At 60.2% G+C, this 25,543-nt stretch carries 25 protein-coding genes and 2 pseudogenes; 19 read left to right on the forward strand and 8 right to left on the reverse strand.

Features of this window, described 5'->3' with window-relative positions:
* Positions 1-8 precede the first annotated feature (8 nt).
* From H045_RS07750 to H045_RS07775, 6 genes are all read left to right on the forward strand, one after another.
* Positions 9-1,049: a WD40/YVTN/BNR-like repeat-containing protein gene (locus H045_RS07750; protein WP_015371948.1), complete on the forward strand. Its 1,041-nt coding sequence runs from the start codon at positions 9-11 to the stop codon at positions 1,047-1,049.
* Positions 1,050-1,060: 11 nt separating this feature from the next.
* On the forward strand, positions 1,061-1,519 hold the full coding sequence (locus tag H045_RS07755) for a VOC family protein (RefSeq protein ID WP_015371949.1): 459 nt from the start codon (positions 1,061-1,063) through the stop codon (positions 1,517-1,519).
* A 15-nt stretch (positions 1,520-1,534) separates the two neighbouring features.
* Positions 1,535-2,137, forward strand: coding sequence for an amino acid synthesis family protein (locus tag H045_RS07760; RefSeq protein WP_003234959.1), 603 nt, complete (start codon positions 1,535-1,537; stop codon positions 2,135-2,137).
* A 61-nt stretch (positions 2,138-2,198) separates the two neighbouring features.
* Positions 2,199-3,806 carry a bifunctional 3-(3-hydroxy-phenyl)propionate/3-hydroxycinnamic acid hydroxylase gene (locus H045_RS07765; RefSeq protein WP_015371950.1) on the forward strand — a complete coding sequence of 536 codons (1,608 nt, stop codon included), beginning with the start codon at positions 2,199-2,201 and terminating at the stop codon, positions 3,804-3,806.
* Entirely contained in the window at positions 3,803-4,609 is an 807-nt protein-coding gene (locus H045_RS07770) for a 2-keto-4-pentenoate hydratase (RefSeq protein WP_015371951.1), read from the forward strand. Before H045_RS07765 ends, H045_RS07770 begins: the two co-directional genes overlap by 4 nt.
* 32 nt (positions 4,610-4,641) lie before the next feature.
* A complete protein-coding gene (locus H045_RS07775) occupies positions 4,642-5,583 on the forward strand; it encodes a helix-turn-helix domain-containing protein (protein ID WP_015371952.1) in 942 nt (313 codons plus the stop codon).
* Between the two features lie 642 nt (positions 5,584-6,225).
* On the opposite strand, the gene H045_RS07780 is transcribed toward H045_RS07775, so the two are convergent.
* The 4 genes from H045_RS07780 to H045_RS07795 all read right to left on the reverse strand — a co-directional run bounded on the left by H045_RS07780 (position 6,226) and on the right by H045_RS07795 (position 10,388).
* Positions 6,226-7,134, reverse strand: a complete 909-nt coding sequence (locus tag H045_RS07780; RefSeq protein WP_003234967.1) for an ABC transporter six-transmembrane domain-containing protein — start codon at positions 7,132-7,134, stop codon at positions 6,226-6,228.
* A 571-nt stretch (positions 7,135-7,705) separates the two neighbouring features.
* Positions 7,706-8,032, reverse strand: coding sequence for a hypothetical protein (locus H045_RS07785; RefSeq protein WP_015371953.1), 327 nt, complete (start codon positions 8,030-8,032; stop codon positions 7,706-7,708).
* A gap of 4 nt (positions 8,033-8,036) precedes the next feature.
* Positions 8,037-9,131 (reverse strand): DUF6861 domain-containing protein, encoded by a 1,095-nt coding sequence (locus H045_RS07790; RefSeq protein ID WP_015371954.1) that lies wholly within the window; start codon positions 9,129-9,131, stop codon positions 8,037-8,039.
* Between the two features lie 429 nt (positions 9,132-9,560).
* On the reverse strand, positions 9,561-10,388 hold the full coding sequence (locus tag H045_RS07795; protein ID WP_015371955.1) for an AraC family transcriptional regulator: 828 nt from the start codon (positions 10,386-10,388) through the stop codon (positions 9,561-9,563).
* Between the two features lie 184 nt (positions 10,389-10,572).
* Here H045_RS07795 and H045_RS07800 point away from each other — a divergent pair, with 184 nt between their 5' ends.
* From H045_RS07800 to H045_RS07815, 4 genes are all read left to right on the forward strand, one after another.
* Complete coding sequence (locus H045_RS07800) at positions 10,573-11,712, forward strand: ornithine cyclodeaminase family protein (protein ID WP_003234971.1); 1,140 nt, start codon at positions 10,573-10,575, stop codon at positions 11,710-11,712.
* 33 nt (positions 11,713-11,745) lie between these two features.
* Complete coding sequence (locus H045_RS07805) at positions 11,746-12,168, forward strand: RidA family protein (protein WP_015371956.1); 423 nt, start codon at positions 11,746-11,748, stop codon at positions 12,166-12,168.
* Between the two features lie 58 nt (positions 12,169-12,226).
* Positions 12,227-13,519, forward strand: a complete 1,293-nt coding sequence (locus tag H045_RS07810; protein ID WP_015371957.1) for an NAD(P)/FAD-dependent oxidoreductase — start codon at positions 12,227-12,229, stop codon at positions 13,517-13,519.
* Between the two features lie 389 nt (positions 13,520-13,908).
* Positions 13,909-14,751 carry an alpha/beta fold hydrolase gene (locus H045_RS07815; RefSeq protein ID WP_015371958.1) on the forward strand — a complete coding sequence of 281 codons (843 nt, stop codon included), beginning with the start codon at positions 13,909-13,911 and terminating at the stop codon, positions 14,749-14,751.
* Here the strand turns inward: H045_RS07815 and H045_RS07820 are convergent.
* On the reverse strand, positions 14,748-15,194 hold the full coding sequence (locus H045_RS07820; RefSeq protein WP_015371959.1) for a thiol-disulfide oxidoreductase DCC family protein: 447 nt from the start codon (positions 15,192-15,194) through the stop codon (positions 14,748-14,750). The two genes, H045_RS07815 and H045_RS07820, sit on opposite strands and share 4 nt — an antisense overlap.
* A 242-nt stretch (positions 15,195-15,436) precedes the next feature.
* On the opposite strand from H045_RS07820, the pseudogene H045_RS25750 reads away from it, so the two are divergent.
* The 5 genes and pseudogenes from H045_RS25750 to H045_RS24400 form a co-directional block, all read left to right on the forward strand.
* Positions 15,437-16,075 (forward strand): annotated as a pseudogene (locus tag H045_RS25750) (PAS domain-containing protein); the annotation flags it as partial.
* A 150-nt stretch (positions 16,076-16,225) separates the two neighbouring features.
* A pseudogene (locus tag H045_RS25755) lies at positions 16,226-16,660 on the forward strand (methyl-accepting chemotaxis protein); the annotation flags it as partial.
* Between the two features lie 168 nt (positions 16,661-16,828).
* On the forward strand, positions 16,829-17,713 hold the full coding sequence (locus H045_RS07830) for a manganese catalase family protein (RefSeq protein ID WP_003236568.1): 885 nt from the start codon (positions 16,829-16,831) through the stop codon (positions 17,711-17,713).
* A 124-nt stretch (positions 17,714-17,837) separates the two neighbouring features.
* A complete protein-coding gene (locus H045_RS07835) occupies positions 17,838-19,412 on the forward strand; it encodes a histidine kinase famiy protein (protein ID WP_015371961.1) in 1,575 nt (524 codons plus the stop codon).
* A 299-nt stretch (positions 19,413-19,711) separates the two neighbouring features.
* A complete protein-coding gene (locus H045_RS24400) occupies positions 19,712-19,981 on the forward strand; it encodes a DUF6555 family protein (protein ID WP_080627570.1) in 270 nt (89 codons plus the stop codon).
* Between the two features lie 374 nt (positions 19,982-20,355).
* Here the strand turns inward: H045_RS24400 and H045_RS07840 are convergent, their stop codons facing one another.
* The 3 genes from H045_RS07840 to H045_RS07850 all read right to left on the reverse strand — a co-directional run bounded on the left by H045_RS07840 (position 20,356) and on the right by H045_RS07850 (position 21,824).
* A complete protein-coding gene (locus H045_RS07840; RefSeq protein ID WP_015371962.1) occupies positions 20,356-20,907 on the reverse strand; it encodes an ATP-dependent Clp protease proteolytic subunit in 552 nt (183 codons plus the stop codon).
* Between the two features lie 53 nt (positions 20,908-20,960).
* The gene (locus tag H045_RS07845; RefSeq protein ID WP_015371963.1) at positions 20,961-21,311 is read right to left on the reverse strand and encodes a con-10 family general stress protein; all 351 of its coding nucleotides are present in this window, start codon (positions 21,309-21,311) and stop codon (positions 20,961-20,963) included.
* A 333-nt stretch (positions 21,312-21,644) separates the two neighbouring features.
* Positions 21,645-21,824: a con-10 family general stress protein gene (locus tag H045_RS07850; protein WP_003236559.1), complete on the reverse strand. Its 180-nt coding sequence runs from the start codon at positions 21,822-21,824 to the stop codon at positions 21,645-21,647.
* Between the two features lie 572 nt (positions 21,825-22,396).
* Here H045_RS07850 and H045_RS07855 point away from each other — a divergent pair.
* The 4 genes from H045_RS07855 (at position 22,397) to H045_RS07870 (ending at position 25,522) form a co-directional block, all read left to right on the forward strand.
* Positions 22,397-23,065 (forward strand): GntR family transcriptional regulator, encoded by a 669-nt coding sequence (locus H045_RS07855; RefSeq protein ID WP_015371964.1) that lies wholly within the window; start codon positions 22,397-22,399, stop codon positions 23,063-23,065.
* Between the two features lie 76 nt (positions 23,066-23,141).
* Positions 23,142-23,951 (forward strand): ABC transporter substrate-binding protein, encoded by an 810-nt coding sequence (locus H045_RS07860; protein ID WP_015371965.1) that lies wholly within the window; start codon positions 23,142-23,144, stop codon positions 23,949-23,951.
* Positions 23,952-23,963: 12 nt separating this feature from the next.
* Entirely contained in the window at positions 23,964-24,740 is a 777-nt protein-coding gene (locus H045_RS07865; protein WP_003236553.1) for an amino acid ABC transporter permease, read from the forward strand.
* Between the two features lie 2 nt (positions 24,741-24,742).
* On the forward strand, positions 24,743-25,522 hold the full coding sequence (locus H045_RS07870; protein WP_003236552.1) for an amino acid ABC transporter ATP-binding protein: 780 nt from the start codon (positions 24,743-24,745) through the stop codon (positions 25,520-25,522).
* Positions 25,523-25,543 lie beyond the last annotated feature (21 nt).

Consider the following 25,543-nt stretch of genomic DNA (forward strand, 5'->3'; position numbering starts at 1 on the left):
CATCAGAGATGAGTAACGGCACCCTTTTAGTCGCCACTGTTGGCCAGGCGGTGATCCGCAGCGCCGACGATGGCAAGACCTGGCACCGCCTGGGCCTGGGGCAGGACCTGGAATTCGATGCGATCACCCGCTCATTGAGCGTGCACCCCGGCACGCCCGAGGTAATCTACGCCGGCACCGACATCGGCTTGTGCGTCAGCCATGACACCGGCGGGCACTGGCAGCAGGTCGATGCACCGTTCAATGGTGAAACCGTGTGGAAAGTGGCGGTGGACCCGCAGGACGCCCAGCGGATTTTCGTCGGCACCGGTGCGCCCTCGCGCGCCGTGCTGTGGCGCACCCTGGACGGCGGCGTGAGCTGGGACCGCGCGCCGGTGGAGATTCCGGAATTCTGCGACGGCGTCAGTCGCCCGCGCCTGCTGGCTTTCGCCTATGACCCCACCGACCGCAACCAGGTGTGGTTCGGCCTGGAGGAGGGTGGTCTGTTCCACTCCCGCGACGGCGGCGACAGCTGGACCCGCGTCGACGACCGCCTGCTGTGGGACTTCAACTCGGACATCCACAACATCGTGGTGCTGCCCAACCATGGCCATAAGGTCATCGTGGTGGTGTGCGTCAACGCGGTGTACCGCAGCGTCGATGAAGGCCTGACCTGGACCGGCATCGTCGGCCGCGAAGCCTTCGGCCTCTACTACCTGCGCGCGATGAACGCGCCGCCGGGCAGCGAGGACACACTTTACCTGAGCATTTCCGACGGCACCCCCGGCACCACCAGCAAGGTGCTGATCTCGCGCGACGCCGCCGTCAGCTGGGAAGTGCTGCCGCTGCCACAGCAGCCCAATTCCTGTGTGTGGGCCATCGCCTTCAACCCGGCCGACCCGCGCCAGATCGTCGCCGGCACCAAGTACGGTCACCTGTTCACCTCCGACAACGGCGGCAACAGCTGGCAGAAGCACTGGCGCGAGTTCAGCGAGATATCCGATGTGCTGTGGACGCCGGCCGTGGCGCAGATCAAGGCAGGGCATCAATCCATCGTCAAACAACACTGAGGTATGCGGTGATGAAAGTCGAAATCCTTCGGACCCACTTATCGCTATTTGTGAGTGATCCTGATGTGTCGGCACGCTGGTACGCCGACATTCTGGGCATGCACGAAAGTGCCCGGGGCGAAAACTGGGTCATGATGGCGTTTGGCACCAAGCATCACGACATCGCCTTGATTCGTGCAGAGCCCGGCGCCCATCAGGGCGGGCTGGGCCTGCAACACTACGGATTGGAAATCGACGGTGACATGACTACCTTGCGCCAGCTCTACGGCATGTTGCTGGAGAAGGGGGTGGAGGTGGTGAAAATTACCGATCATGAAATCGGCAACGGTCTGTATTTCAACGACCCCGATGGCAATCGCATGGAATTCTTTCTCGAGACCGAGCATGACGATGCGTGCGGCAAGGCCCGCTTCAAGGCAGCCGGTGCGCCGAGTCGCAATATCACGCTTGACCCCCTTGACCCGATTTGAACCGAGGTTCACCTGATGAAAACTGCAAATTTCGCCAGCTATCACATCCGCAAATGGTACAGCTTCGTCGAAGAAACCCTGGCCAATGAAACCGGCCAACTGGCCGATGGCGAGCCAGTGTTCAAATACGCCGTGGCCGCCGTGATCGCCAACCCCTATGCCGGCCGCTACAGTGAAGACCTTTCGCAATTGATCGAGCCGTCGCCGCTGCTGGGTGAAGAGTTCGGCCGACGCATCCTGGCACTTGCCGGTTCACGCCGGATTGAAAGCTATGGCAAGGCTATCCTGGTGGGCAGCGCCGGTGAGTACGAACACGGTAACGCGTTTCTGACCAACCCGGCGGCCGACCCGATTCGCGTGGCGCTGGGCGGCGGCAAGTCGTGGGTGCCATCCACCGGCAAGCGCGGCGGTCCGGGCTCGACCATCGACGTGCCGCTGGCCCACAAGGACGCGCTGTATGTGCGTTCGCACTACGACAGTTTTTCCATCACGTTCGGTGACGGACCTTCGCCGGATGAGCTGGTGGTGATCTGGGCCTTCGCCACCCGCGGACGCCTGCATGCGCGGCTGGGCGGCCTGCGCGCCGAAGAGGTGAAGGGCCTTGACGGGCTGCACTGATAACGGTGCAGGCGTGAGCGCTGGCGTACCCCAACCACAACAAGAACAGCGGTGAATAGCGATGAAGCAGGAGAAGACCCAGGTTGTCATCGTCGGCGGTGGTCCCAACGGGATCACCGCCGCGCATTACATGGGGGTGTACGGCATCGACTGCGTGGTCCTCGAACTGGCCGACGGCATCCTGCCGTATCCCCGTGCCGTGGGCATGGACGACGAAGCATTGCGCGTGTTGCAGGGCATCGACATTGCGGACCTGGCGGTGCGCGACATGATCTGCGACGTGCCGCTGCGCTATTACAACGCGCGCGGCGTGTGCTTTGCCGAGGTCAAGCCGAGTACCGCGCATTACGGCTGGCCGATGCGCAACATTTTCATGCAGCAGTTGCTCGAAGGCACCCTGCGTGAACACCTCGGCCGTCACCCGGGTGTCGAACTGCGCGAGGGCCACGAACTGCTTGAGCTTGCCCAAGACGGGCAGGGAGTGACCCTGCAGGTGCGCGGCGCCGACGGCGAGGTCTATCAGTTGCAGGCCGACTATGTGATCGGTGCCGATGGCGGGCGTTCCACGGTGCGCAAACAACTGGGCATCGAACTGCTCGGGCTGACTCACCCGCGCAAATGGGTGGTGGTCGACACGGCCAACGACACCCTCGATGCGCCGTTCACCGCCTTGCATGCCGACCCGCAGCGGCCCTTCGTGTGCATCTACCTGCCTTACCAGCAACGACGCTGGGAATTCATGCTGATGGAGGGCGAAGACGAAGCGAAAATGTGCGAAGAGGCGACCATCCGCCGGCTGATCCACGGGCATATCGGCGATGCGGTCGACGACCTCGATATCATCCGCATTCGGGCCTACACCCACCACTCACGGGTCGCGGCGCGCTTTGTCGAAGGGCGCGTGGCGCTGGTCGGCGATGCAGCGCATATCTCCCCGCCGTGGGCCGGGCAGGGCCTCAACTCGGGCCTGCGCGACGTGGCCAACGTGGCGTGGAAACTCGCGGCGATCATCCAGGGCCGCGCGGCACCGTCGATCCTTGGCAGTTACGATCAGGAACGCCGTGGTCACGCGACCGAACTGGTGGCCCTGGCCGACAACATGGGCGCCGTCCTCGGTTTGACCAATCCGCTGATGGCCGGGGTGCGCGACTGGCTGTTCCAGGCAGTCAACAGCGTCGATAACCTGCGTTCGCACTTGCTGGAATTCAAGTTCAAACCCAAGGCCACCATCACCAGGGGCCTGGTCCACCATGAGCGCGCCGAATTGCGCGAGGACGACCTGGTCGGCCAGCTGTTTATCCAACCGTCCATCGAAGATGCCCAGGGCCAGCGCCGGCGCCTCGACGAAGTGCTTGGCAATGGCTACGCGGTGCTCGGCTATCGGGTGAATCCGCGTGAACACTTGAGCGATGCCATGGCCGAGTATTGGGCCGGGTGGAGCACGCGTTTCATTCAGGTCAACCGTTCACGCAGCGGTGTGGGGCGCAACCAGCCGCTGACCGCCAGCGACGCCTTGAGTGTGGAGGACGTGGATAACCGTCTGGGCGAATGGTTCTCTCGGGTGCGTGATTGCATCGTCGTGGTGCGTCCGGACCGTTTTGTCGCCGCCATCACCACGCCTGAGCGACTCGACGGTGTGTTGCGCAAACTGGCGGAGCAACTGTCATGAGCAACGTCAACGATGTGCTTGCGCACTTGCAGCAGGCCGGGCGCGCTGTCCAGGCCATTGCGCCGTTGCCGCCCGAGGCGCTCGACAAGCAGCAAGGCTATGCGCTGTTGCGCCAGGGGCTGGCGCGCCGCAGTGCAAACGGCGAGCGCTTGAGCGGCTGGAAAGTGGCGTTTGCCGGCCGCGCCGCGCAGGCGCGCTTTGGCCTGGATGAGCCGGTGTATGGCGCGCTCACCCAGGCCATGGCGGTGGCGCCGGGCAGCGCGGTGGCTTGCGAGCAGCTGATCCAGCCCAAGCTGGAGGTGGAACTGGCCCTCGTGTTCGGGGATACCCTGGCGCCGGGTGAGTACAGCGACGCGCAGATTCTGGCGGCGATTGCCGAGGTGGCGCCGGCGTTCGAGATCGCCGATTGCCGCTGGCAAGGCTGGCAGTTCGGGCTTGGTGCGTTTCTGGCCGATAACGCCGCCGCCGGCCTTTACTGCGTCGGAGCGCGCGTACCGTTCGACCCGGCGCGACATGCCTGCGTGGCCTATCGCCTGGAGCACGGGGGCGTGTTGCTGGGCAGCGGCGATACCCAGGCGCGGGAGGACAGCCCGCTATTCAACCTGTGCTGGCTGGTGCGGCGTCTGCTGGCCGATGGTCACCCGGTTGAGGCCGGGCAGGTGGTGTTGTCCGGTGCGTTGCTGGCGCCGCTGGCGATAGAACCGGGAGCGTATCGTTTGCACATGCTTGGCACGGAACTGGCTTTGGATTTTCACGCCGGCATCGCGCCCGCGCCAACGTCCGCTGCCGCCAGGGATGACTGAGCCCTGCTTCAGGCCGCCGAGGAATCACACCTATGTTCGCCCAAGTGCGCACCTTCAATGACTCCCAACAGCATGCCGGCTCGATCCAGGGCTGGCAGCAGGTCTACGACCAGCTCGGTCGCGGTTGCCTGAACAGCGAGCTGCACCAGCTGTCCGGGGATCGTTTTCAGATTTTCCAGGAGGTGCTCGACAAGCGCGTCGTGCAGCATGGCCGCTCACCCAAGGGCCGCCTGTGTGCGGCGATGTCGCTGGGCAGCCCGCCCGTGGCGCAGGGCCAACAGGTAAGTGCGCAGAGTGTCGTGCTGCTGCGCGATGCCGAGGAATTCGTGCTGCATGCGCCCCAGGGCACGCATTTTTTCTCGCTCAACGTCGATGCGGTGCGCTTTGCCAAACTGGCGGCGTTCGAGTTGTCCGCCGAGCAGCTCAAGCGTTTGACCAGCGTGTCGGCCCTCAGTGTCGATGAAGCGTTACTGCTGCGCATTCGCCAGCGCATCCACCCGCTGTTTCGTCACTTTCTGGAACATGCCCACGCCATCAGCCCGGCCTCGGAGAAGATGCTCGAAGATGAACTGCTTGGAGCGTTTCTGGATCTGTTCAGCCACGCCGGCGATGAAGTGCGTGGTCGCCGTGGCAATTTCGCGGTCAGCGCGTACCTGGTCCGGCGCAGCCAGGAGTTGATCATCGCCAGTGGCGATACGCCGTTGAGCATTCTGGATCTGTGCGAACAACTGCGCGTGAGCCGCCGCACCCTGCAGAACAGTTTCCAGGCGGTGACCGCCATGCGCCCGGTCGAGTACCTGCGTAATCTGCGCCTCAACGCGGTGCGGCGGCGCTTGATCGCGACGTCGGCGAGTGACAAGAACGTCGGCGAGATTGCCGTGGCCATGGGCTTTTTTCACCTGAGCCACTTCGCCACCCATTACCGCGAGCTGTTTGGCGAGTCGCCCTCGGAAACGCGCCGGGCCTCGAGCTGAAGTTTTATCGGCCATTGCTACCGTTCTGATGCACCGCAGTCCATACGTGGGAGCGGGCTTGCCCGCGAAGGCGGTGGGTCAGTCAACATCAATATTTGCTGGACTACCGCCTTCGCAGGCAAGCCGAATCGTCGCACCGCAGCTCTTATCAAACACAAAATAACTTATTGATTTTAAAACCTGACGTTTCAGGCAGCCACATTCCTGTGGCGAGCGGGCTTGCCCCGCGTTGGGCTGCGCAGCAGCCCCAAAACCATGTTCTGCGTAGTGTCAGGTACACCGCGTTTTCGTTGATTGGGGGCGCTTCGCGCCCCAGCGTGTTTGACGGGGCGCCTAAGATCAAAAGCAAAAGCGCGGCGGCCTGAGAGCCGACCGGAATGGGGAATGTGAGCGCGATCAAATGTGGGAGCTGGCTTGCCTGCGAAGGCGTCGGCCCAGCAAACATTAATGTTGACTGACCCACCGCTTTCGCAGGCAAGTCGCAGCGCCGCTCCCACAGGGGATTTACGCTTAACTGAACGGAATTATGGCAAGCCCGCTCGCCACAGAGGCCCCCGTTTGCTGCGCGACAGCGCTAAGTCGAAGACTTGGCGGAGCCTCCCACATTTGGATTGCGTCCGGCCTGCGTTATAAGTCAGGCGTTCACGCCAGGCCCGGATCCACGCGTTTGCCGATGTCCTTGAGGCGCGCCAGTTGGTCGATCATCGACGGCGCCTCATCCAGGCAACTGACGAAGGTCCACAGGTAGGTCATCACCGCATAGATATGCCCGGCTTTGACCGCGGGCGCCAATGCCAATTGGCTGATGGCGACCACGAACAGCAGCGCCGAGACCACGCCGATACACAGAAAGGCCACGGCTTCACGGTCCGACAGCCGGATGCGCAGGCGCGACAGTACGTGGTAGTGACGGTGCAGCGTGTGTTCGCCCACGGCTTCGACCAGGCCGATTTCCTTTTCCAGGCGATTGTTCAGGCGCTCGTGCAAACGCTGGTTGCGTCGGGCGAAGCCGGGCATGACGGTGAGGCACAGCAGCAACGCCACCAAACACGCCAGGCCGACCCACGGCTCGATCACCAACAGCATGCCCGCCGCGCCGATGATCGAGACCAGCGCGGTGGCGATGATCGGCACGTGCTTTTCGAAGAAATCCACGAAGTCCCGCGCCAATACCACCCGCGCCGCCGCCTTGGAGGTGCTGTGGCGTTGCAGGCGCTGGTTGAGAATCACCGGCACCGCAAGGTCTGCGTAGATGCGCGTGAAGGTGCGCGTGTCCAGGGCCCGGCGCGCCGCGCCCACCACCCAGAACCCCAGCACCACACCGGCATACAGCAACGCACTGGCGGCATCGCCACGGATGATCGAGTCCACCGCAAAGCCGGCGAACAGCGGGTAGGCCAACAGCAGCGCGTTCTCCAGCGCGACCAGCGACAAGGTGGCGAATAACTTGCCGGGGTAGGCCCTGGCGATGGCCTTGAGGGTCTGGCTGGCGGACTGTTGTCCGAGTTTTTCACTGTCTACGAGCAGGACTGGCGGTGTTACGGAGGGCATGGGGCACCTGTGGCGCGTATTGGGCATTTCGACGGGTGCCGATAATGCCTGGCAAGCGTGCAGGGTCAGTGAAGGGATTGTGGAGAACGCGTGGAGGCCGCAAACATGCTGCCTGCCCAATCTGCATCGGCTTGGTAAACACCAAATACACAGCGGCACACCCGGCTCAGTCGCAAACGAAGCATTCGAGTAAAAATCTAAACTGAGACGAAAGGAGTTCCACCCGCCTGTAGCCCCAATTGGTAACGCCAACTTCACTGGTCTTTCGGACTTGTTTGGCTTTCCAAGGATACTAGAAATCGCTGCGGGCGCTGAGACTTTAGGTGAGGTACGGGGCATGAAACCCGCGTGGTCGAGTTAGTGAGAGGTGCCGGAAGTTACTGAAATTTAATTCATTGAAATTGAGAGGATTTTTAAGAAAAAAGGCCATCGTTACAGCATCGGTATAAGGTGGCTTTATCCGTTGCTGATGGTGAGCCCCCTTGCATGGCGTCAACCATGGTGATGGGGTACCGGAAAATAGGGGTCTACTTCAGACCATCCCTAGAGCTAGCTAAAAATATTGGCTTTTTCAAGGCACAAAAATCTCTGCTTCAGAAGAGATACCAATGCTTTGGCATATCTCGGAAAGGGATGTTAATGCCCCGCCTGATAACTGAAAATAAATACTTTCTATCTCTTGGGTATCGTCGAGTAATATAGACATTCTTATGTCTTCGCCTGCATATTTCTTTATTCCGGAATACTCCTCTAAAAACTTAAGTTTAAGAGTTTCTATTAAGTAATTGCTAATATTTTTAGACAGGCGCTCAGAACTTTCAAACTCCCAGCCATCCTCTCCAAGGATCTTGGTGGCCCCGATTGGGAATATAAATGCGGCTTTATATTGGTTAGTCATTACATTACTCCCAAATTTCGACTGGAATTTTCTCAATACCCGCTTTTTTTGCTGCTGCTGCCCTATGGTGTCCGTCTTGGATTTCCATTCGCCCTGTGCTGGGATTTCTCCAGACATCAACTGGATAATTTGGGTCGAAGCCATTTTTTTCCATATCTTTCGCGAGGCGCTTAATCTGTGACCCGGACATCTCGGACTTGGATTGCGTTGGAATCAGATTGCCAGGTTTCTCATATGATCTCCTCGGCTTGAGATCCCTTGGAGTACTAGTATCAGAGCGAGGTGACGGCGCTGAGGCTGGTCTTTCTTGTGAACCCATTGCTCCTTTATGCGTTTCAGCCTTTTGCAAGTCCGGTCTACCCTTCAACGCATCTTCATGCTCAACCATCCACTGGCCAATTCTTGCGCCTTTCGGACTGGCTCGCATCTCTTGGGCTAACCTGCCAGCGTTACCTCGACCACGAGTCAAGTATTCAACCATGGCGCCCAGCAACAGAATGACGACTTCAACGTGGCCTAGCGCGATGTTATGGGCCGCGCTGCTAACCGCCAGGGGATCATCTTGGCTGAAGGGAGTTAAACCTTCCTCACCTCGTGTTCCTTCCCATGCAGCTTTAATTCCTGTCAAGTAATACCAGCCAATGCGCGGCAATCCTTCGACGAAGAACTCTGCAATAGACTGCAGGCCAAGCATCCCCAGTATCCAGCTGCTGACCTGCAATCCCATGGTAGCACCAGCAGCCCCCATGGGAACTGCGCCAGCTCCGCCGAAGAATGTGCCCACGCCGGCACCGAGTGCACCTCCGGCCAACGTACTGCCCGCTACGATCATTGCCATCTGAGTAACGACATCGATCAGGTCTTTGAGGATGATGGAAATATCGAGATCGGCGAAACGTCGGCGAAGTAGTTCACTCGCTTGCCATTCAGCCTGATGAAACGCAGAGCGGACGCTTGCAACGCGACGGATATTGAGGCTGAGGGACGGGACAGGTTCACCCCAATGGTTTCGATGCTGGGCACCACCCTGGTAGCCCATCTCGTCCCTTATCCGATCTTCAATTTGCTGCCAAGAGGGCCCGATTTGCCATAAAAACACTCAATGTCTCCCTGCCACCTTGCTTGCTTGAGGGGGGCAATAGTCCGTTTTTGGTTCTAGATAAGATACCGGCAAACGGTATTGCAACATCGCCTGGAAAGTTACCTTAAGGATGTGCTGACGCAAAAGGCCGATAAGATCGAACAAGTTCTGCCTCATCGGGAGGTGCATGGCAGATCTGCGCTAGATGTGTTCCATGTACGCTTACGTTTTGCGAACGTATAGACTCGCACACCGCAGTGGTGTTGAGTTGTGCAAAGAGGATCGCGTCGCCAGGGCGACTAAGGAGTGATACTGAAGGCTGTGAGAAAGCCAAACAACTGGCCGTTCGGCTAGGTATTGGTAAAAACCGAAATTTCCGACAAGGTTAGTTGGTGCCCGCAAGCAGGTTTAACTCTGGGGGCGGGTATGTTCAGGAAGGGCAGGGGTTCATGCGAAACGGATGCGCTCGTTGTAGGCGCTCTGCAGCATTTTGCGCTGGTAATCGCAGGGCGTGGTGCTGACCAGCTTCTTGAAGTCGCGCAGGAAGTGCGACTGATCGGAAAAGCCCAGGTCCAGCGCCAGGTCCGAGAACGACACGTCGCGCTGGTTGTTCAACGTGTCCAGGGCGGCCTGGCAGCGAATGATCCGAAAGAAGGCCTTGGGCGACACGCCGGTGTCCTGGCTGAACTGGCGATGAATCGTGCGGCTGGTGTAGCCACTGAGGTCTTCCAGGTGCTGGATGCGCAGATCGCCACGATGGGCCAGCGCCTGCTGGATCACCAGGCTGGTCAGCTTCGAGGTGCGGCCCATCAGGCGAGGGGCCAGGTAATCGTTGAACAGTTTGATCTGGTCCTGCAACAGCGGGGCGTTGACGATGTTCTCGAACATGCTCTGGGCAAATGCCGAGACTTGCAGCAGGTCCCACTCCTGTTCGGTCAGGTCCTCAGCCATGACATTGATGAAACCTGGAATGACCCCCGGCGCAAAGCGCACGCCAAAGTAATGATGGCACTGAAGCAGTTCGACCCGCTGGGCTTGCAGCGGCGTACCGCAGATTTTCACGCTGGGGCGCGTGGCATCGCAGTCGAACACGATGTCCACGCAGCCATCCGGCACCGCCAGCAGGTCAGCCGAGTGGGCGACATCGAAGGCATAGAAGTGCGATATCGCCGGATGTTCGCAGGGCACTACCGCATACCGCGATGAGTTGAGCACGAACCAGGGTTGTTCATAAGCGGTGTGCTGCCGCGACAGCGGTGAACACAAGTTGAGCATGTCCGGACCTTGCTATGGAAATAGGCACGAATATTCACGCACGTATCGCGCCAACTTCTGGCTGTGCGCCGAGCCGTGATGTCCGAAATTTACAATACCGGCGCGCAACACCGCCCGATACTCGACCTCGATAGCGTGGGAGCCGCGCCTACCGCAGCGATATCACCTTCAGCCGAGAATAATAATGTCCACTACTGCAAAAATAGACTTCGTCTACCTGTCCGAACAGGACATGATCCGCGCCGGCGTCACCGACATGCTCGCCTGTGTGAATACCATGGAAGAAATGTTCGGCCTGCTCTACAGCGGCGACTACCGCATGGCCGGGCCGAACAACGATTCCCATGGTGCGATGGTGATATTCCCGAAGGATTCGCCGTTTCCCAACATGCCCAAACCCACCGCCGACCGCCGCATGATGGCGATGCCGGCCTACCTGGGCGGCAACTTCTGCACCGCAGGCGTGAAATGGTACGGCTCCAACATCGCCAATCGCGAGAAAGGCCTGCCGCGTTCGATCCTGATGTTCACCCTCAATGACCCTGACACCGGCGCTCCTTTGGCGCATATGTCCGCCAACCTGCTGTCGGCGTACCGCACCGGTGCGATCCCCGGCGTCGGCGCGCGGCACCTGGCCCGCAAGGACGCGAAAGTGGTCGGCCTGCTCGGTCCGGGAGTGATGGGCAAGACCACGCTCGCCGCGTTCATCGCCGTTTGCCCGCATATCGACACCTTGAAGATCAAGGGGCGTGGCGAGAAAAGCCTGAATGATTTTATTGGCTGGGTGAAGCAAACCTATCCGCAGATCACCACGATCAAGGTGGTCGACAGCCTCGAAGAGGTGGTCCGCGATTCTGACCTTGTTACTTATTGTAGCTCCGGTGAGACCGGCGACCCCTCGACCTACCCAATCGTGAAGCGCGAGTGGGTCAAGCCGGGATGCTTCATGGCGATGCCCGCGTCCTGCTCGCTGGACGAAGGCATGGAGCGCGCCGACGTGCGCAAGGTGCTGGACAACACTCGCTTGTACGAAGCCTGGTTCGACGAACTGCCCAAGCCTGCACACCACAACGTGCCGGTGATTGGCGTGCGGTTCATGGACATGATTGCCGAAGGCAAGATGCAGCACGAAGAGCTGGAAGACATCGGCAGGATCATCGCCGGCGATGCCCAGGGCCGTCGCAACGATGACGAGATCATCATCATGTCGGTCGGCGGCATGCCGGTCGAGGACGTGGCGTGGGGCACGGTGGTGTACCGCAACGCCATCAAACAGGGCATCGGCGTGAAGCTGAACCTGTGGGAAACCCCTGAGCTGCGCTGAGCCGTTCCTTACCCAACTGAAGAGACCTTCGACATGATCAAGATCATCAAGCTCAAGACCGGTTCGCCGTTCGAAGACCAGGCCAGCTATTCACGTCTGGTGGTGGTGGACAACTGGATCTATGTATCCAATACCGCTGGCCGCAATCCGCAGACCAAACTGATCCCCGAAGACGTTCTGGAGCAGACGCACCAGGTCTTTGCCAACATCGAGTCGGCCTTGAAGGCAGTCGATGCCAGCCTGGCCGACGTGGTGTGCTCGCGGGTGTTCATCCAGAACCCCAGCGACGTGCCGGCGGTGATGGGGCTGATCGGCGAAAAGTTTCGCGGCGTCGACCCTGCCAGTACCGTGACCTGCCCGCCGCTGGGCTCGACGGTCTACAAGGTGGAGCTGGAGGTGACGGCTTACCGCAACGCCTCCAAGGCGCAGGTGGAACTGATTCGCCTGGCGCAGTAATCCGCGACGCGGCCGTGCATTCGTGCGGCCGACTTTCATTGTTTTGCGAGTCTTGATCATGGCCCCGACTATTGCGCCCGTGAACACGTCCACCGAGTTTCCCTCTGCCACGTCCGTCGTCATTATCGGCGGCGGAATCATTGGCTTGACCGCCGCGCTGGCGCTGGCTGAGCGCAATATCCCGGTGGTGGTCCTGGAAAAGGGCCGTATCGCCGGGGAACAGTCCTCGCGCAACCTGGGCTGGGTGCGCAAGACCAGCCGCCACGCTCACGACATTCCGCTGGCCCTGGCCGCCGACCGCCTGTGGGCGCAGATGCCCGAGCGAGTGGGCGCGGATGTTGGCTACCGCCAGGAGGGCATTATGTTCGTCGCGCGCAACGAAGCGCAGATGGCGATGCATGAAGGCTGGCTCAAGTCGGTCGAGCATCTGTCCCTGGATTCGCAGTTGCTCAGTAATCGCGAAATCGCGCAGCGCGTGCCCGGTGGCCAGGGCGAGTGGGCCGGCGGGATCTACACCGCGTCCGACGCCCGCGCCGAACCGACCCTGGCCAGCAGCGCGATTGCCAAGGCGGCCATGGCCCTGGGCGTGGTGATTATCGAGCAGTGCGCGGTGCGCACGCTGCAGAGGTCGGCCGGCAAGGTAAGCGGCGTGGTCACGGAAAAAGGCGAGATCCGCTGCGACCAGGTCTTGCTCGCCGGTGGCATGTGGTCGCGACGCTTTCTGGGCAACCTCGGCGTGTCATTGCCGACCCTGGCCCTGACCTGCTCGGTGCTGCGCACCCACCCCATGCAAGGCCCCACCGAAATCGCCGTGGGCGCGCCGGATTTTTCGTTTCGCAAACACAAGGACGGCGGCTTCATCATCACCCAGCGCGGCAAGCTGGATGCATTCCTGACCCTTGACCACCTGTTGCTGGCCAGGCAATACATGCCTCAATTTCGTGCGCAGCGCAGCGTGTTGAACGTGTCGTTGGGCAAATACTTCTTCAACGACCTGGCCCTGTCGCGACGCTGGTCGGCCGACAGCATCAGCCCGTTCGAACGCGTGCGCACCCAGGACCCGGCCGCCAACCCACGGCTGAACGACGACGCGATGAACAACCTCAAAGCCGCCTGGCCGGTGTTCGAGCAAGCCCGAATCGCCCAGACCTGGGCCGGCACCATCGACGTCACACCGGACTCCAACCCGGTCATCGGTCCCGTCGAAAAGATCCCCGGCCTCACCGTCGCCACCGGCTTCTCCGGCCACGGCTTCGGCACCTCACCAGCCGCCGGCCAACTGGCCGCCGACCTCATCAGCGGCCATCCCCCCATCATCGACCCAAGCCCGTACCGCTTCGACCGTTTCTAAAAACGCTTTTGATCTGGCTTTTGATCTGGCTTTTGATCTGGCTGTTGATCTTGATTTTGATCTCAAGCGCCCCGTCAACCACGCTGGCCGCACGCAGGCTTGAATCCGTGGGTAACCCGGCAGGACGCCGGGTTAGCCGCACTGGGCCATGGATGGCCCATTGCGGCGGCCCACGGATTCAAGCCTGCGTGCGGGCACACCGAGCGTGAGCGAGGTGCCGAGTGGTGGGGCAAGAGCCCTTTTGGTTACTTTTGGGGCTCTTTTCCAAAAGTGACCCGCCGTAAGGGCGGAACCAATCTAAGCCGTCACCCCAGAAACGGATATGTACACCGTCAGCCCGCTATCGCAGGCAAGCCAGCTCCCACATTAAATCCACGGCGGATCACCCAATGCCCCCAACCAGCAGCTTCTTCACCAACCGCACCGGCCTCAACCTGCACGTCCTGCGCTGGGGCAACCCAAGCGACACCCCCCTGGTCCTGCTCCACGGCCTGCGCGCCTACGCACAAACCTGGGAATCACTGGTCCAGGCGCTCGGCCCCGGCTTCTGCGTCTACGCCCTGGACCAACGCGGTCGCGGCCTGAGCGACTGGGCACCGCCCACCAGCTACCACACGCAATCCTACGTCGACGACCTGCAAGACTTCGTCGCCCACGCCGGCCTCGAGTACTTCTTCCTGCTGGGCCACTCCCTGGGCGGCGCCAACGCCCTGGAATACGCCCGACAAAACCCCGACCGCCTGCTGGGCTTGATCATCGAAGACATCGGCCCCGGCTCCTCCAGCCAGGGCGACGGCGCCGCGCGCATCCGCCGCGAGATGAACCAGACCCCGCTGAACTTCGAGAGTTGGGACGCTGCCCGTACGTTCTGGCAGGCCTCACGCCCCGGCTTGTCGGAGCAGGGCCTGACGTCCCGGCTGGCACACTCGATGAAAGAAAGCGCCGGCGTTATCACCTGGCGCCACGATCAGCAAGGCATCGCCGAGGCACGCCTGAGCATCGAGCCCACCGATTTATGGCCGGCGGTGCGTGCCCTCGATTGCCCGACACTGTTCATACGCGGCGCGCGCTCGGATTTCCTGCCGGCGGCAACGCTGCAAGCCATGCGCGAGAGCAACGCACGGGTGCGCACCGCCGAAGTGGCGGACGCCAGCCATTACGTGCATGACGACCAGGCCGAGACGTTCAACCGGCTGGTCATCGCTTTCCTTGACGAGCTGTTGGACGTCTAGGTTTTCTTGTCCGCCTTCGTCGTCCGGCTGTCGGGCACCGCACAGCCATCCGCGCCACAGCGAGCGCCGCCGTCAGGGTGCGGCAGCCAGGCCAGGTGGGGGCGAAAGCGGCAGAACAGGCGATAGCCGATGTTCAACAGCGGCCGTGTCAGCCGCCATGACAGCGGCGCGGCCCAGACACCCAAGCCAGCTGCCCGCCAGCTCCAGAGCGTTGCGTCCAGGCCGGTGACCCAGGTGCCATCGTCAAACCTGGCATGCAGCGATGAGGCCATGTCCGCCGCAGTGAACCCCAGGGGCGTCGCGTCGAATGCCTCAGCGCTGATGTCAACGAACAGCAGGCGGTCCGGCGCGGCATGGGCGCTGAGCAGCTTGATCTCGCGTGCGCAAAGTGGGCAATCGCCATCAAAGTAGAGCGTCAAAGGCCATTGGGCGTTCTTGTACAATGCAATTCACCTTGTATAAGTTATTGGTCACGATAGGCGCAAAGAATCGCCGTTGCAACGTGCGCCGACATTCCATCAGCCGCTTTGCACGGGGCCTCAATAAGCCGTTGGCCTTGCCGATAGCCTGAGTATGACCCCAGAGGCGCTGCCCCATGTTTAACTCCAAAATCAAGCAACAACTCAATGTTCAGGCTGCCGAGCTGGCGCAACTGCGCCAACTGCGCGACGGTCTGGACCGCGAAATGCTGACGTTGAGCATTGATCCGACGCTGAATATAACGGCCTGCAACGACAACTTCGCCAATGCCCTGGGCTACACCCGGGAGCAGCTTCTGGGGCGGGCAATGGCCGATATCGTTCCGCAGTACGTCGCCAGGCTGCCGTGCTATCAGAACTTTCGCGCCGCCGTCAGCGCCGGGAGGTCAATCACTGACGAGTACCGCTACCTGCATGCGGACGGCTCGCTAGTGTGGATTCACGCCCACTGGCAGCCCATCACCGATACCAGTGGCAGTTTGAGCCACATCACCTGTTACGCCACCAACATCACTTCGCGTCTGGAAAAAGCTTCGGAAAACACCTCCTTCATCGATGCCTTGCTGCGTTCGACGGCGGTGATTGAGTTTGACCTTTCCGGGCATGTGCTGATGGCCAACGATCAGTTCCTCAAGGCGATGGGCTACAACCTGGCCCAGGCCAAAGGCAGTCATCACCGTATTTTCTGCAAGCCGGAAGACGTCGCGTCACAGCACTACAAGGATTTTTGGGCCACCCTGAACAAGGGCGAGTTTGTCGGCGGGCGCTTTGAACGCATCGACAATCGCGGTGAGACGGTATGGCTGGAAGCGACCTACAACCCGGTGTATGACACCGAAGGCACGCTGTGCAAGGTGGTGAAGTTTGCCACGGTGGTCACCGACCAGGTGGCCCGCGAACAACAGGTCAGTGAGGCTGCGCAGACGGCCTTTGAAATTTCCCGGCAGACCGACGTGACGGCCCAGCGCGGCGCCGTGGTGGTCAATGACACGATGCACACCATGCGCAAGGTTTCGGTGGACATGCAGGCGGCTTCCGGCGGCGTCGAGGCCCTGGGCAAACAGTCGCTGTTGATCAGTTCGATCATCCAGACCATCAGCAGCATCGCCCAGCAAACCAACCTGCTGGCCTTGAACGCGGCCATCGAAGCGGCGCGCGCGGGTGAGCAGGGTCGCGGCTTTGCCGTGGTCGCCGATGAGGTTCGCCAGTTGGCCGGTCGCACGAGCACGGCCACCGAAGAGATCGCCTCGGTGGTGTTGCAGAACCAGAAACTGGTGGATGAAACGGTCGCCGAAATGGCCAACAGCAAGTCCCAGGCCGAGCAGGGGCTGGAGCTGGCCACGCAGGCGGGCCAGGTGATTGTCGAAATTCAGGACGGCGCCAAACAGGTGGTGGATGCCGTGGGCAGGTTTGCGACGCAGGTGCGTTAGCCGCCGCGCCAGGCCCTGTAGCCGCCGTTTCGCTTGTGACGGCGGGCTTAACCGCTGGTCGTGAGACTCAGGTTTGTTTTGAAATTTTGCCCTCTCCCGATGCTTCACATGAAGGTAGGCGCGCATTCCAGAATGCCGTCACTTTCAGTAAGCCTGAGGAGATTGTTCATGTTTCTACATAACAAACGACTTCAATACACGGTACGTGTGGCCGAGCCCAATCCGGGCCTGGCGAACCTGTTGCTCGAACAGTTTGGTGGTGCCCAGGGTGAATTGGCGGCTGCGTCCCGCTATTTCACCCAGGCGTTGGCCGAGGACGATCCGGGGCGCAAGGATCTGCTGATGGACATCGCCACCGAAGAGCTCAGCCACCTGGAGATCGTCGGATCGATCATCGTGATGCTCAACAAGGGCGCCAAGGGCCGCATGGCCGAAGGCGTGGAGGAGGAGGGCGAGCTGTATCGCTCACTCAACGGCGCCGGCAATGACTCCCATATCACCAGCCTTTTGTATGGCGCCGGTTCGCCGTTGACCAACTCCGCTGGCGTGCCGTGGACCGCGGCCTACATCGACACGATTGGCGAGCCGACCGCCGACATGCGCTCCAATATCGCGGCCGAAGCCCGCGCCAAGATTGTTTATGAGCGTTTGATGAACGTCACGGACGATCCTGGCGTCAAGGACGCGCTGGGCTTTTTGATGACGCGGGAAATTGCGCATCAACTGTCCTTCGAAAAGGCCCTGCATGCCATTCAGCCCAACTTCCCTCAAGGCAAGTTGCCAGGCATGCCTGAGTTCACTCAGGTGTACTTCAACATGTCGCAAGGCGCGCAGGATGTGCGCGGCCCGTGGAATCAGGGTGAGGAATGGACGTTCGTCGAGGACCCGCAACCGGCGGTCGATGGCGGCGACGGCACCGCCAGCGTGCAGTTGGACGCCAGCGACGAGGCGCAATTGAATGCGATGAAAATTCGCACACTCTCGGATCCTTCCAGCGACCCGATGACCGGCGCTGACCTGGGGTCGGGGCTGCAGCCCAAGCCAGATCTCTGACCTGGAGCAACCGCACGCCTGGCGGCGTGCGGTGCTGCGCTCTGCGCGCGAGCGCAGCACAGGGTCGCACTCCGCGGCGTTTTCACGGTCCATGAAAAACGCACCATTCTCCCGGAGGTGAACCTTGGCACAAAAGAACAAGCCCGTGGTTGAAAGTGCCGATATGGCGACGCTGTCCTCCAACCGCAAAGACCTCTTCCTGGCAGCCATGAAAGCCAGCCACAGCGCGATGATCGTGACCGACCCCGCACAACACGACAATCCGATCATTTTTGCCAACCAGGCCTTCGTGGACCTGACCGGTTTTGAACAGGACGAAATCATCGGCCGCAACTGCAGATTCCTGCAGGGCCCGGAAACCGACAAGTGCGCTCTTGCGCAAGCGCAACAGGCGATCGAGCGCCACCATGAAGTGTGTGTGGAAGTGCTCAATTACCGTAAGGACGGCTCGACGTTCTGGAACGAAATCTTTATCGCGCCGCTGTTCAACGAGGCGGGGCAATTGGTGTACTTCTTCGCCTCGCAGCTGGACGTGAGCCGCCGCCATGATGCCGAGCAGCGGCTGCGCAGCGCCCAGGACATGGAAGCGTTGGGACAACTGACCGGCGGCATTGCCCACGATTTCAATAACCTGCTGCAGGTGATGTTCGGCTATCTCGACGTGATCCAGCAGAGCGCGAAGCGCCCGGACGGCGATCTGCAGCGCATCTTCAAGAGCGCCGCTCGCGCCAGGACGGCAGCGGAGAAGGCGCAGACATTGACGCAACAGTTGCTGGCGTTTTCGCGAAAACAGCGGCTCGACAGTCGCGTGATCAATCTGAACGGCCTGCTCACTCGGCCCGATTTCATGCGCCGTGTCGAGCACAATGGCAATGTACAGATGGACCTCGCGCCAGACCTTTGGAACTGCCGCATCGACCCCGCTCAGGCAGAACTGGCGGTGCAGCACCTGTTGTCGAACGCCCTGGATGCGCTGGAGGGCTGCGTCGATCCGAAGGTCACCGTCGAGACGTGCAATTTCGAGTCTCCCGGAAATGGCGTGCCTGAGGGACGCTACGTCAGCCTCTCGGTGACCGATAATGGCAGCGGCATCGCCCCGGACATCCAGGAAAAGGTCATTGAGCCGTTTTTCACCACCAAGGAGGAGGGCAAAGGTTCGGGGCTGGGGCTCTCGATGGTGTACGGGTTCGTCAAGCAATCGGGCGGGACTGCCCGGGTCCGTTCGTCCCCAGGCGTCGGGACGACGATACGCCTCTACTTCCCGGCCGACGACAGCCAGCCCTGGGTCGAGCCACCGCCGTCCGATGCCACCTCACTGCGCGGCAGCGAGCGTATCCTGATCGTGGAGGACCGACCCGAAGTGGCCGAGTTGGCCCAGATGATACTGACTGACTATGGCTACCGGACCGCGACCGCGACGCATGCCGAGCAGGCGCTGGCGATGCTGGAGAACGCCCGCTACGACCTGGTGTTCAGTGATCTGATCATGCCGGGCGCCATGAACGGTGCGGCGCTCGCGTGTGAGGTGTCCCGGCGGTACCCGCACACCCAAGTACTCCTGACCACGGGCTACGCGAAAGACTCGCTGGAGCGCGCGGATATACAGGTGCATGAGTTCGAGCTGCTGGCCAAGCCGTATCAGCCCCCGGACCTGCCAAGGAAAATCCGCGAGATGCTCGATTCCCGGCGTGCCCACTGATCCGGCAGGCTCATTGGCGGCGTGCCGCCAGGCCGAATGCTGTGGCGGGGGCAACTTAAAAAAAAGCCCGTACCAGGTACGGGCAAACAGGAGTTTTACCAAGAGCCAATTGAGTGAACAGGCTCTGTATTAAGAGTTGAAAGAGGCTGTCCCGGTTTATTGTTTATTGCAGGTTGCCGACGAATGGTTGTAAGCGAGAAGATAAGTAACTCGTTGTACATGGCGTTGATTAATGTATAGGAAAAAAATCTGAACCTTCGATCTGGGCGAGTAACAAAAAAGTAACAGACGGAGTCGCCATGAAAAATTCCCTATACATCATCGAGTACGAACTTCATCAACAGCCTAAATCATTCATTATAAGGGCGGAAGTCATGAATAACGCCGAGGCGTGGCATTGGGCATGTTGTGACGCGGGAATTGGTATTATTCCACGCTCGCGCAATGAGAAAATCAAACGGATCAGCAAACCCCTGGCGGAGCGTTATGGCCTTGAGAAGGTCCGTTGGCGTCCTTCAAGCAGTGTTCCGTTTATTGCAAAACCCTACGTGCCGCCACCGCCTGACTAAGGGCGGTATTGTCAATAATCACTACTGTTTTCTTCGGCGCTCCTGCAACAAACATAACTTTTGAACGCTGCGCTGAAGTGCATGAGTCAGCACATCGTTTAAATAAGCCTGCCTGCACTTGGAACACAGTAAGTCCGCCGCCGTGGACACCAGATAAGTCGGCTCTTCGGCAGCCGGTGTGTAGGGTTGTTTGCAATTAACGCAGCAGCGGTTCGCTTGTAACTCGGGCATCACGGTTCCTCCTTGAATGAATGCACACTCACAATCAAGGAAGACGTGGACGTTTTCAAGCGCAAAAACGAGAGAAATTCAAACGAGCGCTTAGTTGATATTTTAGTGCCACTATTGCAGCGCGCGTTGGCACGCAATACAGACTAACTGTGAATGAAGCTGCTCACACACTCCGTCTGTATCACCGGCGCCTCGATCCCCTGTATCAGCCCGCTGGTCATGGCCTGTTGCGGGTCGAGAATACGCGGCGCGGCGATCAGGTGCTTTTCGGTGTCCAGCGGCTCAAGCGCGTTCTGGGTGCGTTCGGCCACGATGCGTACGTACAGTTGCAAATCATAGTCCAGGCTCATCGCGTATTCGGACATGCGCGAATGGTCCACGGCGCCTTGCACATGCCAGTGAAACGGGTGGAACAGGAATTTGCTGTGGGTGCACGCGGTCCTGCGTTCACCGGCGAGAAAAATGATATTGCCCATCGACTCCACGGTGCCCAGGTTATGGGTATGCACCGGAATGGGCAAAGACAGCAGAAAGTTGTACATCGTGAAGCCGTAGCTGCATTCACCGCCCATGGTCGCCATGTTCAGCACCAGGCGCGAGGCCTGCGCCTGCACGGCCAAAGAGGCTTTTTCGATCAGTTGGCTGCAGGTCGATGCGGAAATCGGCGCAGTGAAATTGATGATGTGTACCGGCATGGTGTCCCTCTTCGATCAAAACAGGGGAGCTGGGCTCCCCTGCGTCAGGCGCGTCAACTGTTGCGACCGCCGCCATGGCTGTTTTCACCGCCTTTGCGGCCCGCTTCGGAGGCTTTTTCACGGTCATTGGCGAAGTTGCCGCCACTGTTGTGGCCCCCTTTGCTCCCGGCCTCGGCGGCGCGCTCGGGATCGTTCTTGAAGTTGCCGCCGCTGTTCTGGCCCCCTTTGCTGCCGGCTTCGGCGGCGCGCTCGGGATCGTTCTTGAAGTTGCCGCCGCTGTTCTGACCCCCCTTGCTGCCTATCTCCTGATAGAACTCTTTGTCATGGGAGGCAGAAGTGGCTTCGCCGCCTTTCTTGCCCGCTTCATTGACGCTCATCTGGCCTTGCTTGTCTTGATTGCTCATGTTCGGTTACCTCGTCGTTATGTCGGTTGTGCAACGTTTATTTCGATCTGTACGGCACTTACACATCAGGAGGATGTGCTCACTTACTTATAAGTGCCTTTCACACAGCGGTGGCGTTAGCGATGCGCCAAGAGTGGCGTCGGCGTACTCCGCGACTGGCTGACGTTCAAAGCATGTTTCTGTATTAAAGCGTTTGTTTATATCAGTGTGCGTTTGCACGTTGGCACGGGGTTCGCGATGCCGCTCGTGTCGTGAGTAAACAGTTGACGCGCGCATGATTAATGCCTCTTGGTAATAAGGAAGGGGCAGCGATGCCGCCCCAAACTTCATTCGCTATTGAGACTTGCGGCCACCACCGTGGCTGTTCTGGCCACCTTTACGGCCAGCTTCCGATGCTTTTTCACGGTCATTGGCAAAGTTGCCGCCGGACGCCTGCCCACCTTTCTTTCCCGCCTCCGATGCTTTCTGATGATCGTTGGCGAAGTTGCCGGGATTTTTATTACTCGTGGTCATAGTAATTCTCCAAGTCAAATGTCGTTTCGCTAGTTATCCGTTTATGCACCGGACATAGATTCCGATACGTCGGAAACGGCGAATGTTTTGAAAATTTTTCGGGATGGCGATGAACGGTAGTTTGGTGAAAATACTTGTACACGTTGTTCGCTGTGCGCGCCGCTTCGTATAAGTTTTATGAGCGGTTAGCCAAATTTTGATATTGAATTAATGGCATGCGCTGCCGCTTCGCTTAGTTGCTAATAAGAGCGCCGAGAAAGGTATCCAGTAAACAGGGTTGTAGCATGGGTTTCGCTGACCTCGACGACTGATCAGTTCGACTCTGCGAGGGTGCCACCTTTGGCCTATCGCCGGGCATTACGCCAACCACAGCGTGTTTGATGTGCACAGAAGCAGGGCGTCGCTGTGCCTTTTGGTAGCACATGGCCCTATCCGCCTGGGCCAGCGCTCCTGGTATGAAACCGAAGAACGCATCCAAATCAGTCAGTTAACCCTGCAACGCTATTATTGGCACGCACTGTGCTTTGCTGCATCCATGGATAATTGGATACAAAAATACAAAGAGGCTGCCAATGCAATTTGCCCCCGCTTATGGTGACCGCCAGCCTCTCACTGCCGAAGAGGAGGCCTACAACTTTCTTCTCGACGCCATCTGCGGTGGTCGTTTACGCAAAGGTGATCGCCTGATTGCCGAGGATATCGCTGGCGAGATCGGCATGAGCCGCATGCCGGTGCGCGAAGCATTCCGCCGTCTGGATGCCCAGGGCTTGGTGACGCTGCGGCCCAATCGCGGTGCCATCGTCAGCGGCCTGGATATCAATGAGCTGCATGAGGTGTTCGAGATGCGCAGCGCTCTTGAGGGCCTGGCGGTGCGCGTCGCGGTCAGCCGTATCGGTGAGCGCCAGATGGCGGCGCTGGAGCGGCTGCTGGACGAGATGGATGACTACCGCGATGAGAGCGCCGCATGGGTACGTTGCCACCGTGCCTTTCACGAATACCTGTGCGGGCTCAGCGGCCGGCCGCGCTTGATGAAGCAGATTTCGGCGTTGTATTCGCTGGTGGAAGCGCCCATGCGCTTGTGGCTGCATCACAGCGAAAAACCCCTCAGCGCGCGCCAGGAACACGCGGTGATTCTTGACGCGATTCGCGTCGGTGACGCCGCCCTCGCCGAAGCCGTGGTGCGCGAACACATCGAAAGCACCGTGCCGCTGCTGATTCAATTTCTGCAATTGGAAAAATAACAGAGGCGGGTCCGAACCCGCCCACGTTTAAACGTTGCTTCCTGCCCCTTTCTTCAACGAAGTGGAGTGTCTGGTCATGCATAAACAACACCGCGCCTTGCTGGTGGCTGTCACCCTGGGGCTCTGCACACAGTGGGCCTGCGCTGCAGCACGGGTGCCTGAGCGCTTGAAGAGCGTCGACAAACTCACCTACTGCTCGGGCATGGATTCTCCGCCCTTGGTGTCCTTCGACGAATCCCAGAAACCACGCGGGCTCACCGTCGACCTGGGCCTGGAAATCGCCAAGCGCCTGGGCAATAAAACCGTGCAATGGCGGGTCATTCCGTTTTCCGGCCTGGTGCCAGCGCTGCTTGCCCAGCAGTGCGACATGATCGTCGACCAGTTGTTCGACAAGCCCGAGCGCCGCCAGGTGATCGACATCGTCAACTACATGTATTCCAGCCAGTCGGTGGTGGTCCCCAAGGGCAATCCCAAAGGCATCCAGACCCTGGATGATCTGTCCGGGCACAAGGTCGCCGTGCTCAACGGCTCCACGATCAAGACCCTGCTCGACGCGCAGAACGAAAGCCTGGCCAAGACCGGCAAGCCCCCGATGAAACTGGTGGTCTACAACACCGACACCGATGCCTTCCAGGCGCTGCGCATCAGCCAGGTCGACGCCTATGGCACCACCGTGGAAACCGCCGGTTACTACGCGGCGATGGCCCCGGAACTGTTCCAGGAAGGCGTGCCGGCCTTCAGCCGCATCCTCACCGGTCTGGGCATGCGCAAGGACGACCCGCAACTGACCGCCGCCGTGCAGCAGATCATCAGCGACATGCGCAGCGACGGCAGCTATGTTCAATTGCTCGACAAATGGCATGTCAGCAGCGACACACTCGACTGAGGTGCCACATCGATGAATTTCAATTGGGATGTGTTCTGGCAATACCTGCTGCAGCCCAGTGGGGTCTACCTCACCGGGCTGTGGTTGACGTGCCTGATCAGCGTGCTGGCGATGCTGCTCGGCTGTGCGCTGGGCCTGGCGGCGGCGCTTTTACGGTTGTCGAAGAACCCGCTGCTGCACCTGCCGGTACGCCTTTACGTGTGGCTGATGCGCGGCACGCCGTTGCTGGTGCAGATCGTATTTCTGTACACCGCACTGGCAGCGGGCGGGATCTTCCGCTTCGAGGACATCGAGCTGTTCGGGCTGATCATCCCCGGTAATATCCAGGCGGCGATCATCGCCCTGGGCCTGAATGAAGGCGCGTACATGGCCGAAATCATCCGCGCCGGCATCGGCGCGGTGGACAAGGGCCAGTACGAAGCCGGACGCTCCCTGGGCATGGGGTTCGGCAAGCTGATGCGCCGCATCGTGCTGCCCCAGGCGTTTCGGGTGATCGTGCCGCCATTGGGCAATGAGTTCAACGTGATGCTCAAGAACACCACGCTGGTCAGTGTGATCGGCGTGCAGGAATTGTTGCTCAGCACGCAGATGGTGACCTCGGCGACGTTTCGCGTATTCGAGTTGTATCTGGTCGTCGCGATTTACTTCCTGACATTGACCACCCTGTGGGGCTTTTTCCAACGCTGGCTCGAAAACCGCTTCGGCCAGTCCGATCGACCGTCGGCGCCCCCTCCGGCCGCCAGCCGCATGTTCGGTCGCAGCACCCTGAAACTGCTGAGGGGACGTTAACAATGGCGCACCAAAGTGAAGAGCTGATCATCGAGGCACTGGATGTTCAGAAGTCGTTCGGCGAGTTGCAGATCCTCAAGGGCATCTCCCTGCAAGTGCGGCGCGGTGAAGTGGTGGTGCTGATCGGTGCCTCTGGTTCCGGCAAGACCACCTTTATCCGCTGCATCAACCTGCTCGAAGACATCCAGGGCGGACGCATTCGCGTCAACGGCCGCGCCATGGGTTATCTCGAACGCGCCGATGGCAGCCTGGTGCGTGATTCGGAGCGCAACATCGCCCGTCAGCGCCGCGACATTGGCATGGTGTTCCAGCGCTTCAACCTGTTCCCGCACATGACCGCATTGGAAAACATCATCGAAGCGCCGATCCAGGTGCTCGGCGTGCCGCGTGCCCAGGCGCTGGAGCAGGCCCGAGGCTTGCTGGCGCGGGTCGGCCTGGCGGACAAGGCCGGCCATTACCCGTCAATGCTCTCCGGTGGCCAGCAGCAACGGGTGGCGATTGCCCGTGCGCTGGCGATGAAGCCTCAAGCCATGCTGTTCGACGAACCCACCAGCGCCCTCGACCCGGAAACCGTCGGCGAGGTGCTGCAGGTGATGAAGGAATTGGCGGAGGAGGGCATGACCATGGTGGTGGTCACCCATGAAATGGGTTTTGCCCGTGAAGTGGCCGACCGCGTGGTAGTGCTCGATCAGGGCGAATTGATCGAACAAGGGCCGCCGGAGCAGATTTTCAGCCATCCCAGCCATCCGCGAACCCGGGCGTTTCTCAGCCGCGTGTTATGACCTTTTTGGAAGAGCCTTTGC

The organism is Pseudomonas poae RE*1-1-14, from assembly GCF_000336465.1.
Classification (GTDB): Bacteria; Pseudomonadota; Gammaproteobacteria; order Pseudomonadales; family Pseudomonadaceae; genus Aquipseudomonas; species Aquipseudomonas poae.

Coding starts and splice junctions, on each gene's coding strand:
- H045_RS07750 (WP_015371948.1), top strand. CDS start 9: ATGAGTAACGGCACCCTTTTAGTCGCCACTGTTGGCCAGGCGGTGATC.
- H045_RS07755 (WP_015371949.1), top strand. CDS start 1,061: ATGAAAGTCGAAATCCTTCGGACCCACTTATCGCTATTTGTGAGTGAT.
- H045_RS07760 (WP_003234959.1), top strand. CDS start 1,535: ATGAAAACTGCAAATTTCGCCAGCTATCACATCCGCAAATGGTACAGC.
- H045_RS07765 (WP_015371950.1), top strand. CDS start 2,199: ATGAAGCAGGAGAAGACCCAGGTTGTCATCGTCGGCGGTGGTCCCAAC.
- H045_RS07770 (WP_015371951.1), top strand. CDS start 3,803: ATGAGCAACGTCAACGATGTGCTTGCGCACTTGCAGCAGGCCGGGCGC.
- H045_RS07775 (WP_015371952.1), top strand. CDS start 4,642: ATGTTCGCCCAAGTGCGCACCTTCAATGACTCCCAACAGCATGCCGGC.
- H045_RS07780 (WP_003234967.1), bottom strand. CDS start 7,134: ATGCCCTCCGTAACACCGCCAGTCCTGCTCGTAGACAGTGAAAAACTC.
- H045_RS07785 (WP_015371953.1), bottom strand. CDS start 8,032: ATGACTAACCAATATAAAGCCGCATTTATATTCCCAATCGGGGCCACC.
- H045_RS07795 (WP_015371955.1), bottom strand. CDS start 10,388: ATGCTCAACTTGTGTTCACCGCTGTCGCGGCAGCACACCGCTTATGAA.
- H045_RS07800 (WP_003234971.1), top strand. CDS start 10,573: ATGTCCACTACTGCAAAAATAGACTTCGTCTACCTGTCCGAACAGGAC.
- H045_RS07805 (WP_015371956.1), top strand. CDS start 11,746: ATGATCAAGATCATCAAGCTCAAGACCGGTTCGCCGTTCGAAGACCAG.
- H045_RS07810 (WP_015371957.1), top strand. CDS start 12,227: ATGGCCCCGACTATTGCGCCCGTGAACACGTCCACCGAGTTTCCCTCT.
- H045_RS07815 (WP_015371958.1), top strand. CDS start 13,909: ATGCCCCCAACCAGCAGCTTCTTCACCAACCGCACCGGCCTCAACCTG.
- H045_RS07830 (WP_003236568.1), top strand. CDS start 16,829: ATGTTTCTACATAACAAACGACTTCAATACACGGTACGTGTGGCCGAG.
- H045_RS24400 (WP_080627570.1), top strand. CDS start 19,712: ATGAAAAATTCCCTATACATCATCGAGTACGAACTTCATCAACAGCCT.
- H045_RS07840 (WP_015371962.1), bottom strand. CDS start 20,907: ATGCCGGTACACATCATCAATTTCACTGCGCCGATTTCCGCATCGACC.
- H045_RS07845 (WP_015371963.1), bottom strand. CDS start 21,311: ATGAGCAATCAAGACAAGCAAGGCCAGATGAGCGTCAATGAAGCGGGC.
- H045_RS07850 (WP_003236559.1), bottom strand. CDS start 21,824: ATGACCACGAGTAATAAAAATCCCGGCAACTTCGCCAACGATCATCAG.
- H045_RS07855 (WP_015371964.1), top strand. CDS start 22,397: ATGCAATTTGCCCCCGCTTATGGTGACCGCCAGCCTCTCACTGCCGAA.
- H045_RS07860 (WP_015371965.1), top strand. CDS start 23,142: ATGCATAAACAACACCGCGCCTTGCTGGTGGCTGTCACCCTGGGGCTC.
- H045_RS07865 (WP_003236553.1), top strand. CDS start 23,964: ATGAATTTCAATTGGGATGTGTTCTGGCAATACCTGCTGCAGCCCAGT.
- H045_RS07870 (WP_003236552.1), top strand. CDS start 24,743: ATGGCGCACCAAAGTGAAGAGCTGATCATCGAGGCACTGGATGTTCAG.